The sequence below is a fragment of the Vibrio sp. St2 genome, assembly GCF_947311885.1.
Lineage (GTDB): Bacteria > Pseudomonadota > Gammaproteobacteria > Enterobacterales > Vibrionaceae > Vibrio > Vibrio coralliilyticus.
Genome location: NZ_CAMZNA010000013.1, coordinates 35,916 through 50,247, shown reverse-complemented (window position 1 = coordinate 50,247; position 14,332 = coordinate 35,916). Strand labels below are relative to the sequence as shown.

At 47.2% G+C, this 14,332-nt stretch carries 13 protein-coding genes; 5 read left to right on the top strand and 8 right to left on the bottom strand.

The genetic code is table 11. The features are described 5' to 3' along the window. Position 1 precedes the first annotated feature (1 nt). The 6 genes from yidD to QMA41_RS22790 all read right to left on the bottom strand — a co-directional run bounded on the left by yidD (position 2) and on the right by QMA41_RS22790 (position 3,237). Positions 2 to 259: a membrane protein insertion efficiency factor YidD gene (gene yidD / locus QMA41_RS22815; protein WP_080555897.1), complete on the bottom strand. Its 258-nt coding sequence runs from the start codon at positions 257 to 259 to the stop codon at positions 2 to 4. Continuing rightward, entirely contained in the window at positions 226 to 549 is a 324-nt protein-coding gene (rnpA, locus tag QMA41_RS22810; RefSeq protein WP_006957457.1) for a ribonuclease P protein component, read from the bottom strand. The genes yidD and rnpA overlap by 34 nt, the downstream gene beginning before the upstream one ends. Positions 550 to 594: 45 nt before the next feature. After that, positions 595 to 729 (bottom strand): 50S ribosomal protein L34, encoded by a 135-nt coding sequence (rpmH, locus tag QMA41_RS22805; protein ID WP_004411068.1) that lies wholly within the window; start codon positions 727 to 729, stop codon positions 595 to 597. Between the two features lie 230 nt (positions 730 to 959). Further along, positions 960 to 1,697 (bottom strand): amino acid ABC transporter ATP-binding protein, encoded by a 738-nt coding sequence (locus QMA41_RS22800; RefSeq protein WP_006957460.1) that lies wholly within the window; start codon positions 1,695 to 1,697, stop codon positions 960 to 962. Next, positions 1,694 to 2,365: an amino acid ABC transporter permease gene (locus QMA41_RS22795; RefSeq protein ID WP_006957462.1), complete on the bottom strand. Its 672-nt coding sequence runs from the start codon at positions 2,363 to 2,365 to the stop codon at positions 1,694 to 1,696. The genes QMA41_RS22800 and QMA41_RS22795 overlap by 4 nt, the downstream gene beginning before the upstream one ends. A 125-nt stretch (positions 2,366 to 2,490) precedes the next feature. Then, positions 2,491 to 3,237 (bottom strand): amino acid ABC transporter substrate-binding protein, encoded by a 747-nt coding sequence (locus QMA41_RS22790; protein ID WP_006957464.1) that lies wholly within the window; start codon positions 3,235 to 3,237, stop codon positions 2,491 to 2,493. 417 nt (positions 3,238 to 3,654) lie between these two features. On the opposite strand from QMA41_RS22790, the gene dnaA reads away from it, so the two are divergent. From dnaA to QMA41_RS22765, 5 genes are all read left to right on the top strand, one after another. Continuing rightward, on the top strand, positions 3,655 to 5,061 hold the full coding sequence (gene dnaA, locus QMA41_RS22785; RefSeq protein ID WP_029235934.1) for a chromosomal replication initiator protein DnaA: 1,407 nt from the start codon (positions 3,655 to 3,657) through the stop codon (positions 5,059 to 5,061). A 70-nt stretch (positions 5,062 to 5,131) separates the two neighbouring features. Then, entirely contained in the window at positions 5,132 to 6,232 is a 1,101-nt protein-coding gene (dnaN, locus tag QMA41_RS22780; RefSeq protein ID WP_006957468.1) for a DNA polymerase III subunit beta, read from the top strand. A gap of 1 nt (position 6,233) precedes the next feature. Next, positions 6,234 to 7,316, top strand: a complete 1,083-nt coding sequence (gene recF, locus QMA41_RS22775) for a DNA replication/repair protein RecF (protein ID WP_019273976.1) — start codon at positions 6,234 to 6,236, stop codon at positions 7,314 to 7,316. Between the two features lie 13 nt (positions 7,317 to 7,329). After that, on the top strand, positions 7,330 to 9,747 hold the full coding sequence (gene gyrB, locus QMA41_RS22770) for a DNA topoisomerase (ATP-hydrolyzing) subunit B (RefSeq protein WP_281630685.1): 2,418 nt from the start codon (positions 7,330 to 7,332) through the stop codon (positions 9,745 to 9,747). Positions 9,748 to 10,244: 497 nt separating this feature from the next. Further along, complete coding sequence (locus QMA41_RS22765) at positions 10,245 to 10,679, top strand: Hsp20 family protein (protein ID WP_019273978.1); 435 nt, start codon at positions 10,245 to 10,247, stop codon at positions 10,677 to 10,679. A gap of 109 nt (positions 10,680 to 10,788) precedes the next feature. On the opposite strand, the gene QMA41_RS22760 is transcribed toward QMA41_RS22765, so the two are convergent. Next, entirely contained in the window at positions 10,789 to 12,039 is a 1,251-nt protein-coding gene (locus tag QMA41_RS22760; RefSeq protein ID WP_281630684.1) for a valine--pyruvate transaminase, read from the bottom strand. Positions 12,040 to 12,263: 224 nt separating this feature from the next. Next, the gene (gene glyS / locus QMA41_RS22755; RefSeq protein ID WP_281630683.1) at positions 12,264 to 14,330 is read right to left on the bottom strand and encodes a glycine--tRNA ligase subunit beta; all 2,067 of its coding nucleotides are present in this window, start codon (positions 14,328 to 14,330) and stop codon (positions 12,264 to 12,266) included. Positions 14,331 to 14,332: the final 2 nt, after the last annotated feature.

The following is a 14,332-nucleotide window of genomic DNA, read 5'->3' as shown; positions in this document are numbered from 1 at the left end:
GTTATTTATCTCTGTCTTGTTTCTGGACTGGTGGAACGGGATCAAAACCGCCCTCATTCAAAGGGTGGCATTTTAATAGACGTTTGCTTGATAACCAACACCCTTTTACAAAACCGTGAGCTTTTAGTGCTTCTATGGCGTAAGTGGAGCAGGTTGGAGTAAAACGACAGCGTGGTCCGATAAGCGGACTAATGAGACCTTGATAAAGACGGACGAATCCGATTGCTACCCACGCGAAGGGCGAGACAGGCGCTGCCATAATTTATCAAACAGTTTGAACATTTCTTCATTGCTCAGATCTTGGGCGCTTTTCTTGGCAATCACAACAAAATCTTTGTGAGCAAGTTGATGTTGATTGTTACGAAAGCTTTCACGAGCAAGGCGTTTAAAACGATTGCGACCAACGGCGGTTTTAATCTGTTTCTTGGGAACGGCTAAACCTAATCGAGGGTGAGATAGGTTGTTATTGCGAGCAATGATGGTGAAATGTGGTGAGCCAGCTCGATGAGCTTGCTGGAAGACATTTTGATAATGCTCGGGAGTTAACAAACGTAACTCCCGATCGAACGCGTACGTTTTCAAAATAATCGAAGATTACTTAGAAAGACGCTTACGGCCTTTTGCACGACGTGCATTGATTGTTGCACGACCGTTCTTAGTAGCCATACGTGCACGGAAACCGTGAGTACGCTTGCGCTTTAGAACTGAAGGTTGAAAAGTGCGTTTCATGATAATTACCTTTACTGATCAGTAGTTTTAGGTTCTTAGTTAACCCGGCGTGGGCCATTTGGTCTTCTTTATATATAAAGAGGACAAACCGACGCCTCTCAACAAAGAGGCGGAATTGTAATCACAGTCACACAAAGTGTCAATCATTGAGCAACTGCTAAATTCCGGCCGGGCGATTATACGTAGTGTGAGCAAAATCTCAAGGATCAAGCGATCTTCTTTGGTGATCTTTACTCAGCGCCTACTTGGCGAAGGAATCTCTGTAAACGAGGATCCTGTGGATTATTAAAGATATCCTGTGGAGAGCCTTGCTCAACGATATTGCCTTCCGCCATAAAGATCACGCGATCCGCCACTTCTCGGGCGAACTGCATTTCGTGTGTGACCACCAGCATGGTTTGGTGTTTAGTCGCTAACTCCTTCATTAACTGAAGAACTTCTCCGACCCACTCAGGATCTAGTGCTGAGGTCGGTTCGTCAAACAGCAATAATTCGGGTTGCAGTGCCATCGCACGTCCGATACCCACACGTTGCTGCTGGCCACCAGACAGCGCTGCTGGATAACTGTCTCCTTTATCGCCAAGGCCGATGTCGTCAAGAATCTGCTGAGCGCGTGCCAATGCTTGGTCTTTCTTCCAGCCGCGAACGGTGATGAGGCCTTCAGCAATATTCTGACGGGCCGTCATATGAGCAAACAAGGCGTAGTTTTGGAAAACAAACCCTGTCTTACGGCGCAGAGCCAATACTTCCGCTTTGGTGTGCTTTTCAGTATCCACGCTGACGTCATCAATAGTGATGACGCCTTTGTCGGCATTTTCTAGAAAATTCACCGTGCGTAGCAGGGTGGACTTACCCGTACCGCTAGAGCCAATAATGACAATAATCTCGCCCTGTTTGATATCGAGATCGATGCCTTTAAGGACTTCTGTCTCACCAAAGCGTTTGTGAATGTTATCTAACTTGATCATCTTACGTATGCCTTATTCAACTTAGCTTCTGCCCAGATTTGCACGCGAGTCAGTATCACTACAACGCCCCAGTAAATCAGCGCAACGGCAAGGAAAGCTTCGAAAAAGCGGAAGCTCGATGACGCTTCCATTTGCGCTTTTGCCATGATCTCCGCCACACCTAGCGTAAACGCCAGTGAGGTCGATTTGATCATATCAATGAAGTAGTTCATCAATGACGGCAGCGCCACACGCGTTGCCTGCGGCAAGATCACTCGGCGCATCGCTTGCGTCGTTGTCATGCCCACTGACAGGCTGGCTTCCATCTGGCTACGATCTATACCAATGATCGCGGCGCGGATACTTTCCGCCATGTAAGCGGCAAAGTGCAGGGTCAAACCAATCACCGCGGCGCTGAATGCATCCAGACCGACTAGGAACGGAAAAATCTGCGGTAAGCCGTAGTAAAGCAGAAACAGCTGAACCAACAGTGGTGTACCACGGAAGAAGCTGATGTACAGCTGGCTTAACTGATCAAGAACGGGAACGCGAAATACACGGATATTCGCTAAAATGACGGCCAAAATCAGTGAAAATACTAAACCCCATGTCGCCATTTCCATGGTGGTGCCCAGATACTTGAGCAGTATCGGCATCAGGTTCAGCATGTAATTAAAATCGAATCCCATAACGTACCCCAGTTAAAAATAAGCTTCTATACAAAAAGCAAAACCCACTGCAAAGGAAGGAAAGCAGTGGGTTAAGAGCAAATCCGATTGAGTGACTCAACCGGACGAGCAATACTCAACAGTGGTTATTTAGTGATATCAGCACCAAACCACTTCTGAGAAATTTTCTCTAGTGTACCGTCAGCACGCATTTCAGCCAGTGCTTTATTCACTTCAGCCTGAAGCTTTTTGCCGTTGTCATTGTCAACGAAAGGCCAAGCGTTTTGAATCGTCTCAAATGGTTCGCCAGCAAGCTGTAGTGGTAGACCTGTTTTTTTGATCAGCTCAAGTGCCGATAAACGGTCCATAACAAACGCGTCTGCACGACCAAGTGCCACATCGTGTTCGATACCTGTATCGTAAGTCTTGATGTTGATCTTGCCGTCTTTGTCGTAGTTGCGTAGCAACTGCTCAAAGTTTGAACCTAGGTTAACTGCCACCGTTTTACCTTCAAGATCTTTAATACCTTGGATGCTGTCGTTGCCTTTACGAACAGTGATCTGCGCACCATCAACAACGTATGGGTCAGCAAAAAGGTATTTGGCTTTACGAGCATCCGTCATTGTGATCTGGTTTGAAATCGTATCAATACGACCTGTCTCTAGCAGACCAAACAAACCAGAAAAGTTTGCTGTAACGTATTCCACTTTGTAATCGTTACGCTTACCAATTTCATCCCATAGGTCCACTTCGAAGCCTTGCAGCTTGTCTTGCTGAACGAAAGTGAATGGGAAGTAGCGGCCAGACATACCGACTTTAACTTCAGTCGCGGCTTGAACCGTCGCAGCAGAAAGCGCAATTGCTGCTACAGCAGCTTTAATCCAGTTTTTCATAGTACAACTCCATAGTTTTATGGGCACAAATACTACTGTCACTTTAGTTAATTAGATAAATAACCAAGAGCAATAACCTAGACGTCTGTGGAATAAGATAGCTTACTAAAGGTGGCCAGTCGTGTGAGTAATGACGTAGCAAAAAATAAAAAGACGAGATTGGAATAAAATCACACCTTGCGAAAGCTTGATTCACAGACTTATCACCAGATGACGGATCTGTGAGAAAAAGCGCAAATGTGGATCCTTATGTGAGTAAGAATAGGGCAGCTTGTGTTGATCTAGCGGATAATGACGTAAATATTGTGAATAACTTAGATCTTATTCACTGGATCGTCGATCATTTGCTGGCGATCTTGGTTATCAACAGGTAAAATTGCCAATCTTTTTCGATCATTAACTTTGAGTGGGGGCACCGTGTCATCTTCGCTTTGGTTGCAATGTATGCAGCAGCTTCAAGAAGAGCTACCAGCTACAGAATTCAGTATGTGGGTACGTCCGTTACAAGCGGAGCTCAATGACAATACTCTCACTTTATTTGCACCTAACCGTTTTGTAATGGATTGGGTTCGCGATCGTTACCTCAACAGCATTAATCGTTTGTTGCAGGAATACTGTGGCAATGACATCCCAAGCTTACGCTTTGAAGTCGGGAGCCGCCCTGTTTCTGCACCTAAGCCAGCGCCGAAGCGTACGCCAGCTGATGTGGCGGCAGAATCTTCGGCACCGGCTCAGCTGCAAGCGCGTAAGCCAGTGCATAAAACTTGGGATGATGACGAGCAGCAGGTGGCAGAAATCAACCACCGCTCAAATGTGAACATCAAGCACAAGTTCAACAACTTCGTTGAAGGTAAATCAAACCAACTCGGTTTAGCGGCCGCTCGTCAGGTGGCTGATAATCCAGGTGCAGCGTACAACCCGTTATTCCTCTACGGCGGCACGGGCCTAGGTAAAACGCACTTGTTGCACGCGGTGGGCAATGCGATTGTGGATAACAAGCCGAACGCGAAAGTGGTTTACATGCACTCTGAACGATTTGTTCAGGACATGGTAAAAGCGCTGCAAAACAACGCGATTGAAGAGTTTAAACGTTACTACCGCAGTGTTGACGCCCTGCTGATCGATGACATCCAATTCTTTGCCAATAAAGAGCGCTCTCAGGAAGAGTTCTTCCATACTTTCAATGCGCTTTTAGAAGGCAATCAACAGATCATCTTGACTTCTGACCGCTATCCTAAAGAGATCAGTGGCGTAGAAGATCGCTTAAAGTCTCGCTTTGGTTGGGGATTGACGGTGGCGATCGAGCCGCCTGAATTGGAAACCCGCGTCGCGATCTTGATGAAAAAAGCCGAAGATCACCAAATCCACCTTGCCGATGAAGTGGCGTTCTTTATCGCTAAGCGACTGCGCTCGAACGTACGTGAACTGGAAGGTGCGTTAAACCGCGTGATTGCTAATGCCAACTTTACTGGCCGCCCAATCACCATCGATTTTGTCCGTGAAGCACTGCGTGACTTACTGGCTCTACAAGAAAAGCTGGTGACGATCGATAATATTCAAAAGACGGTGGCGGAATACTACAAGATTAAAGTCGCTGATCTGCTGTCTAAGCGCCGCTCACGTTCGGTTGCGCGTCCGCGCCAGCTAGCGATGGCTCTTGCGAAAGAGCTGACCAACCATAGCTTGCCTGAAATTGGTGATGCTTTTGGTGGCCGCGACCATACCACGGTTCTTCACGCCTGCCGTAAAATTGAACAACTGCGCGAAGAGAGTCACGACATCAAGGAAGATTATTCTAACCTGATTCGTACCCTTTCTTCTTAAATCACAGTATTCTAAGCACTAAATAGAATAATACCGTATTAAGCTAAACGAATTCTGATAAGAGCGTACTATGAAATTTTCCATTGAACGTAACCACTTACTTAAACCGCTGCAGCAAGTGTCTGGCGCGTTAGGTGGTCGTCCAACTCTTCCTATTCTGGGTAACCTGTTACTGAAAGTTGAAGACAACATGTTGTCGATGACGGCAACGGATCTGGAAGTCGAGCTTATCAGCCGCGTCGCTCTTGAAGGCGACTTTGAAGCGGGCAGTGTGACGGTTCCCTCGCGTAAATTTTTAGATATCTGTCGTGGTCTGCCTGATGACTCTGTCATTACCTTTGTTTTAGAAGGCGACCGTGTTCAGGTTCGTTCAGGACGCAGCCGATTCTCTCTATCTACCTTACCTGCTAACGATTTTCCGAACATTGAAGATTGGCAGAGTGAAGTTGAAGTCTCGCTGACCCAAGGCGAGTTGCGTGGATTGATTGAGAAAACCCAATTCTCGATGGCAAACCAGGACGTGCGTTACTACCTCAACGGTATGTTGTTTGAAATTGATGGCACGACACTTCGCAGCGTGGCTACTGATGGTCACCGTATGGCGGTATCTCAGGTTCAATTAGGTGCTGATTTTGCTCAGCAGCAAATCATTGTGCCACGTAAAGGTGTACTGGAACTGGTTAAGTTGCTGGATGCGCCTGAGCAGCCTGTGACACTACAAATTGGTAGCTCTAATGTTCGTGCAGAAGTGAACAACTTTGTCTTTACCTCTAAGCTGGTGGATGGACGTTTCCCGGATTACCGCCGCGTGATGCCGCAAACGACGACCAAAACGCTTGAAGCGGAATGTGATGAGCTGCGTCAGGCGTTCTCGCGTGCTGCTATCCTGTCGAATGAAAAATTCCGTGGGGTACGCGTCAACTTAGCGGATACGGAAATGCGTATTACCGCCAATAACCCAGAGCAAGAAGAAGCGGAAGAGATGCTGGATGTCAGCTTCGAAGGCGATCCGATTGAGATTGGCTTTAACGTCAGCTACGTCTTGGATGTGTTAAATACTCTGCGGTGTGAAAAAGTACGCGTGTCGATGTCGGACGCTAACGCCAGTGCCATGATTGAAAACGTGGATGACGACGGCGCTATGTACGTGGTAATGCCGATCCGACTCTAGCATGCCGCTTTCACGTCTTATTATTCAGCAGTTTCGCAACATTAAAGCCTGTGATATTGAACTATCAGCAGGCTTTAACTTTCTTATAGGTCCGAACGGTAGTGGCAAAACCAGTGTTCTGGAAGCCGTCTACTTGCTCGGCCACGGCCGCTCTTTTAAAAGCTCTTTGACAGGCCGAGTCATCCAAAATGACTGTGAGGAGCTGTTTGTACACGGTCGTTTTTTGAACTCGGATCAATTTGAGCTACCAATTGGCATTAATAAGCAGCGTGATGGCTCAACAGAGGTTAAAATAGGCGGTCAATCCGGACAAAAACTGGCTCAATTGGCGCAGGTTCTGCCACTGCAATTGATCCATCCGGAAGGGTTTGATTTACTGACAGACGGCCCAAAACATCGCCGAGCATTTATCGACTGGGGTGTGTTTCACACTGAGTCGGCTTTCTATGATGCTTGGGGTCGGTTTAAACGTCTGAATAAACAGCGCAACGCGTTGTTAAAAACGGCCACCAGCTATCGTGAGCTGTCGTATTGGGATCAGGAGATGGCAAGGTTGGCTGAAAACATTAGCCAGTGGCGAGCCACATATGTTGAGCAGATGACCGAGAAAGCCACGGAAATCTGTCAGACATTTCTCCCCGAATTTGAGATCCAGCTGAAGTATTACCGAGGATGGGATAAGGACACACCTTATCAGGCTATTCTTGAGAACAATTTTGAGCGGGATCAGGCACTGGGTTACACCTTTAGTGGTCCGAATAAAGCCGATTTAAAAATTAAAGTGAACGGGACTCCGGTTGAGGATGTTCTGTCACGAGGTCAGCTCAAACTCATGGTATGTGCATTGCGCGTGGCGCAAGGTCAACACCTCACTGAGATGACCGGCAAGCAATGTGTCTACTTAATTGATGACTTTGCCTCTGAATTAGATAGTCAACGTCGTAAGCGTCTAGCAGACTGCTTGAAGGAGACGGGGGCGCAAGTTTTTGTCAGTTCTATTACAGAAAGCCAAATCGCCGACATGTTGGACGAAAATGGCAGGATGTTCCATGTGGAACATGGCACAATAGAACAAAATATATAGTGGAAGATAACTCATGTCTGAAAATTACGATTCATCGAGTATTAAAGTACTAAAGGGCCTGGATGCAGTACGTAAGCGTCCAGGGATGTACATCGGCGACACGGACGATGGTACCGGTCTACACCACATGGTTTTCGAGGTGGTGGATAACTCAATTGATGAAGCGTTAGCGGGTCACTGTAAAGACATCATCGTGACGATTCATGAGGATTGTTCAGTATCGGTACGCGATGACGGTCGTGGTATCCCGACCGAAATGCACCCGGAAGAGAATGTTTCGGCAGCAGAAGTTATCATGACGGTTCTGCACGCAGGTGGTAAGTTCGATGATAACTCATACAAGGTATCGGGTGGTCTGCACGGTGTAGGTGTTTCGGTAGTAAACGCGCTGTCTAAGCAAGTAACTCTGACCATCCACCGCGGTGGTCAAATCCATACGCAAACCTACCACCATGGTGAGCCGCAAGCGCCACTTGCTGTGATTGGTGAAACGGACAAAACAGGTACGGAAATCCGTTTCTGGCCTAGTGAAGAAACCTTCTCTAACACTGAATTCCATTACGATATTCTGGCTAAACGTCTACGCGAGCTTTCGTTCCTTAACTCAGGTGTCTCGATCAAGCTGGCTGATGAGCGTGAAGAAGACAAGAGCGACCACTTCATGTACGAAGGTGGTATTCAGGCATTCGTAGAACACCTAAACACTAACAAGACGCCGATCATCGAGAAAGTCTTCCACTTCAATGCTGAGCGTGAAGATGGTATTGCTGTTGAAGTAGCGATGCAGTGGAACGATGGCTTCCAGGAAAACATCTACTGTTTCACCAACAACATCCCTCAACGCGATGGTGGTACGCACCTAGCGGGTTTCCGTGCTGCGTTAACACGCACACTGAACTCGTTCATGGATAAAGAAGGTTTCTCGAAGAAAGCAAAAACCGCCACTTCAGGTGATGATGCACGTGAAGGTCTAACTGCAGTTATTTCGGTTAAGGTACCGGATCCTAAGTTCTCAAGCCAAACCAAAGATAAGCTGGTGTCTTCGGAAGTGAAGTCAGCCGTTGAATCTGTGATGGGTGAAAAGCTGTCTGAATTCCTAGTTGAGCATCCAACAGAAGCTAAAACGGTTTGTAGCAAGATCATCGATGCGGCGCGTGCTCGTGAAGCAGCGCGTAAAGCACGTGAAATGACTCGTCGTAAAGGCGCACTAGACCTAGCAGGTCTGCCAGGTAAGCTGGCTGACTGTCAGGAAAAAGACCCGGCACTTTCTGAACTGTACATAGTGGAGGGTGATTCGGCAGGCGGCTCCGCAAAACAAGGCCGTAACCGTAAGAACCAAGCGATTCTTCCACTGAAAGGTAAAATCCTTAACGTTGAGAAAGCGCGTTTCGACAAGATGCTCTCTTCACAAGAGGTTGCAACGCTTATCACCGCACTTGGTTGTGGCATCGGTCGTGACGAATATAACCCAGATAAACTGCGCTACCACAACATCATCATCATGACCGATGCGGATGTCGATGGTTCGCACATCCGTACGCTACTATTGACCTTCTTCTACCGTCAAATGCCAGAGCTTATCGAGCGTGGCTACGTGTACATCGCTCAGCCACCACTTTACAAAGTGAAGAAAGGCAAACAAGAGCAGTACATCAAAGATGAAGATGCAATGAGCCAATACCAAGTGGCATTAGCATTAGACAACGCTTCTCTACACGTAAACGCACAAGCGCCAGCTCTATCGGGTGAAGCACTAGAAAGCCTTGTTAAGCAATACAACTCTGGTATTAAGCTGGTGGAGCGTATGAGCCGTCGCTATCCACACGCATTGGTTCATGAGCTTATCTACACACCGCGTCTGACTGCTGAGCAGTGCCATGATGCAGCAGTCGTTGAAGCGTGGACTAAACAGCTGGTTGAGCAGCTTAATGCTAAAGAAGTGGGTGCGAGCCAGTACAGCTTTGAAGTAGAACAACATGCAGAGCTTGGTTTAAATCTACCTAAGATTGTTGTACGTACTCATGGTGTGACGCATGAGCATGCACTGAGTATTGATCTGATTAACTCGAAAGAATACGGTAAGCTGGCCGATCTGTCAGAAGCGCTTAACGGCCTGATTGAAGAAGGCGCCTACATCAAGCGTGGTGAACGTACTCAGCCTGTTTCAAGCTTCGTTGATGCATTGAACTGGTTAATCAAAGAGTCACGTCGTGGCCTAAGCCTACAGCGCTACAAAGGCCTGGGTGAGATGAACCCAGAGCAGCTTTGGGAAACAACAATGGACCCAGAGACGCGCCGTATGATGCAAGTCACGATTGAAGATGCTGTTGGTGCAGATCAGCTGTTTACGACATTAATGGGTGACCAAGTTGAACCTCGTCGTAACTTTATCGAAGAGAATGCGCTGAAAGTAGCAAACCTAGACGTTTAATCACTACGATGCGTCGTTATTTCGCATGATTTCTGCGTTCGGCGTACTCACATACACTTGTATGCTGCGTGCGCCTCACTTGAACTAATGCGAACTAACTGAGCCTCGAAGCAATTAAATTGATAGCTTCATTGTATTTAAAGCACTGCCTATTGGTGGTGCTTTTTTGTGCCTGTAAGGCATTGAAAATTATTGGTTTGGCAAAATAATTGAAAATAATCCCTTGAAACTATTTTGCTCAAGCCACATATCTAGTTGTGAAGAGGGAGGCTGTCTTGCTCACGAGAGAAGAAACAGAACCTCACTAACCGCCAATAAGGTATCGCTCAGGAGAGGATGACTTTAGAGGCACACAATTGAACTGATTTATAGCTACGTCCCAGAGTCAACAGAACCCGAGGAGTAGTGAATAAATCCCTTAGTCGGCAAAGCTCGAATACAGAATCGATCCGCGCAAACTCACGACTAAGACTATTGCTTACTATGAGGATAGCATTATGAGAACTGTAGATTTCACTCCACTTTACCGCAACGCAATCGGCTTCGATCGTCTATTCAACATGATGGAAGCGAACACTTCGAAGAACACTTCTGGCGGTTACCCTCCATACAATATCGAGCAAAAAGATGAAAACAACTACCGTATTACTATGGCAGTTGCAGGCTTTGCTGAAGAGCAGCTAGACCTTACTCAAAAAGAAAACATGCTGATTGTTAAGGGTGAGCGTAAATCAGAAGAAGAGAAGCAATACGTATATCAAGGCATCGCAGAGCGCGACTTTGAGCGTAAATTCCAGCTAGCAGACTATGTAAAAGTGGTGGGTGCAAGCATGGAAAATGGTCTACTACACATTGACCTAGAGCGCGAAATCCCTGAAGCAATGCAACCACGTAAGATTGCTATTGGTGGTAAGAACCTAATCGAAGGTTAACCCGTCATATTTGAAACCACTGGCTTTAACTAGCCAAATAGATCGGGAATAAGAGTGAAAGAGCACCATCTAGGTGCTCTTTTTTGATCTAACCGAAGCAGTTTACTTCTTAGGCTTCCTGATACGCTTTTTCGACTTCTTCAGCAATAATCTTGATACCTTTCTGCATCATTTCGTCTTCTTGAACGTAGTTCATGCGTAGACATTGGTGTGCGTGCTTCCAGTCATCTTCCTGACCAATAAAGAAGTACTCGCCTGGCACAATTAACACACCGCGTGCTTTCAGTCTTTGGTATAGCTCCATAGTGGTGATTGGCAGCTCATCAAACCAAAGCCATAGGAAGATCGCCCCTTCTGGTTTGTGAATGCGAAAACGTGAGTCAGTGATGGCAGTTTGCAGCAGTTCGACAGCTCGCTGAGATTTTTGCTTATAAAACGGCTTGATAACATTGGTGCTGAGATTCAACAGGTCATCATTTTTAATCATATGATGCCCCAACGCAGGGCCCAGGCTTCCTGGAGCCAAGCTGATGATGCCGTTCATATTGGTCATAGCCTGAGTCACTTCTTCACTAGCAATCACAATCCCGCAACGTACACCTGGAAGGCCGAGCTTAGACAGGCTCATACACAGGATGGTGTTTTCGTTCCAGAACGGCTGAACATCTTCAAAGATGATATTCGGGAATGGCAGACCATAGGCATTGTCGATGATGAGCGGAATGTTGTTTTCGCGCGCCAGTTTATCCAGTTTATGGATTTCTTCATCAGTGAGCACGTTACCGGTAGGGTTGGTTGGGCGTGATGCACAAATGGCGGCAACCGAGTCATCGACTTTGAGCTGCTCGAAGTCGACATGGTATTTAAACAGGCCGTTGTCGAGCATTTCAATTTCTGGGTGGTAGGAGACAAAGATATCCTCATCAACACCTGCATCACCGTAGCCAATGTACTCAGGCGCTAAAGGCAGTAAGATTTTCTTATGCGAGCCATCTGACTGCTTACCCGCCAGCAGGTTGAACAGATAAAAGAAGCCGCTCTGACTGCCGTTGGTCAAGCTGATGTTTTTTTCTGATATGTTCCAGCCATAAGTGTCTTTTAATAGCTTAGCCAGAGCTTTTACAAACGCGTCTTTGCCTTGCGGGCCATCATAGTTGGCCATGGCGGCCACGAGGTCCCCGTTGGCGAGCATCTCCTCACTGGCTTGGCGAAAGTATTCGAGCATTGCTGGAATAGCGGCTGGGTTACCACCTCCGAGCATGATCGCACCTGGCGTGCGCAGGCCGTCGTTTAAGTCATCCATTAAACGCGTGATACCGGAATACTGATTGAATTTTTCACCAAACTTAGAGAATTGCATTTGTAGTTATACCTAATTCATTGTGATTGCTTTAAGTGTAATAGTTACTAGTCGAAGCTAGTAATTCCAAGACTCACCTTGAGCATAGTGGTCTATGGATAATCGGGTAATCCCTGAACATACCTTAATGTGATTACGAGGCAAAGCACAAAATTCCGTCACTGATAAAAACAAAGCCCAACTCCGAGGAGTTGGGCTTCATAGAACCTATATTGTTCGAGATATTACTTCTGTAGAAGTGAAATATCCGCGATCTGTAGGAATAGATTACGCAGGTTGTTCAGTAGCGTTAGACGGTTCTTCTTCAGCGCTTCGTCATCTGCCATTACCATGACGTTGTCGAAGAATGAATCAACAGGCTCACGCAGGTCTGCAAGCTTGCTTAGCGCTTGTTGGTAGTTACCTGTTGCGAACGCTGGCTCTAGCGCTTCTGTCATTACTTCAACGCTTTCTGCCAGTGCTTTCTCTGCGTCTTCTTGTAGAAGTGATAGATCGATGTCTGCTGCTAGCTCACCATCGAACTTGGCTAGGATGTTGCCTACACGTTTGTTCGCCGCAGCAAGTGCTTCTGCCGCTTCCAGTTCTCGGAAGTGAGAAACCGCTTTAACACGTTGGTCAAAGTCAGCTGGCTTAGTTGGACGATTCGCCAGTACCGCTTGGATGATATCCACGCTGAAACCTGCATCTTGGTACCATGCGCGGAAACGACCTAGCATAAAGTCGATAACGTCAGCTTCTACGTTGTCGTTGGTCAAACGGTCACCAAACAGAGATTTTGCCTTAGCAATCAAATCTGTTAGGTCTAGGTTGTAGCCGTTTTCTACGATGATACGCAGCACACCTAGTGATGCACGACGAAGTGCGAATGGGTCAGAACCCTTAGGCGCTTGGCCAATACCGAAGATGCCAACGATCGTATCTAGCTTGTCAGCCATTGCTACCGCAGATGAGATACCAGTGCTTGGCAGTTCGTCACCGGCGAAACGAGGCATGTACTGCTCGTAAAGTGCCAATGCAACTTGCTCGTCTTCACCATCGTGAGTCGCATAGTGCATGCCCATTACACCTTGAGTATCGGTAAATTCGAATACCATAGATGTCATTAGGTCACACTTAGCCAGTAGGCCTGCGCGCTTAGATTTCTCAACGTCAGCGTCGATTTGTTCAGCGATGTAGCCAGCAAGCTCTGTGATGCGGTCTGTCTTGTCTTTGATAGTACCAAGCTGCTTCTGGAAGATCGCTTGCTCTAGCTCAGGCAGGCGGTCGATAAGAGGACGCTTACGGTCAGTGTTGAAGAAGAACTCAGCATCCGCTAGACGTGGACGTACTACCTTCTCGTTACCTTCGATAACGTAACGAGGCTCCTTCGATTCGATGTTAGAAACAAAGATGAAGTTTGGTAGTAGCTTCTTGTTTTCGTCATACACTGGGAAGTACTTCTGGTCACCTTTCATGGTGTAAACCAGCGCTTCAGAAGGGACCTTTAGGAACTCTTCTTCGAACTTCGCCGTCAATACCACTGGCCATTCAACCAAAGAAGTCACTTCTTCAACTAGGTCATCTTCGAGATCAGCCACGCCGCCAACGGCAGCCGCGGCTTTTTGTGAATCAGCAAGGATGATGGCTTTACGTGCTTCGTAATCTGCCATCACTTTACCGCGCTCTTCTAGGATCGCTGGGTATTGTTCCGCAGACTCAATCGTGAATTCTTGCTCACCCATGAAGCGGTGACCACGGATAGTGCGATCTGATGCTACGCCTAGGATTTCACCTTCGATAAGGTCAGAGCCCATTAGCATAGTGAGTGTTTTAACTGGGCGGATAAACTGAGTAGTCTTGTTACCCCAACGCATTGGCTTCGCAATAGGTAGGTTACCCAGTGCTTTAGCTGCTAGGTCGACAACGATTTCAGACGTTGCTTGGCCTTTCACTTCTTGTTTGAAAAGAAGCCACTCGCCTTTGTCTGTTGCGAGACGGTCAGCTTGCTCAACAGTGATGCCGTTACCACGCGCCCAACCTTGAGCGGCTTTCGTCGCGTTACCGTCCGCATCGAATGCGACAGAAACTGCTGGTCCACGTTTCTCAACCACTTTGTCCGCTTGGCCTTCAGCCAATGCAGCAACTTTGAGTGCTAGACGACGAGGAGCGGCGTACCATTTCACGCCTTCGTGTGCTAGGTCTGCGCCTTTAAGCTCCGCTTCGAAGTTTGCTGCGAACGCTTCCGCTAGGGTGCGAAGTTGCGTTGGTGGTAGCTCTTCTGTACCCAGTTCAATTAGAAATTCTTTTGCCATGA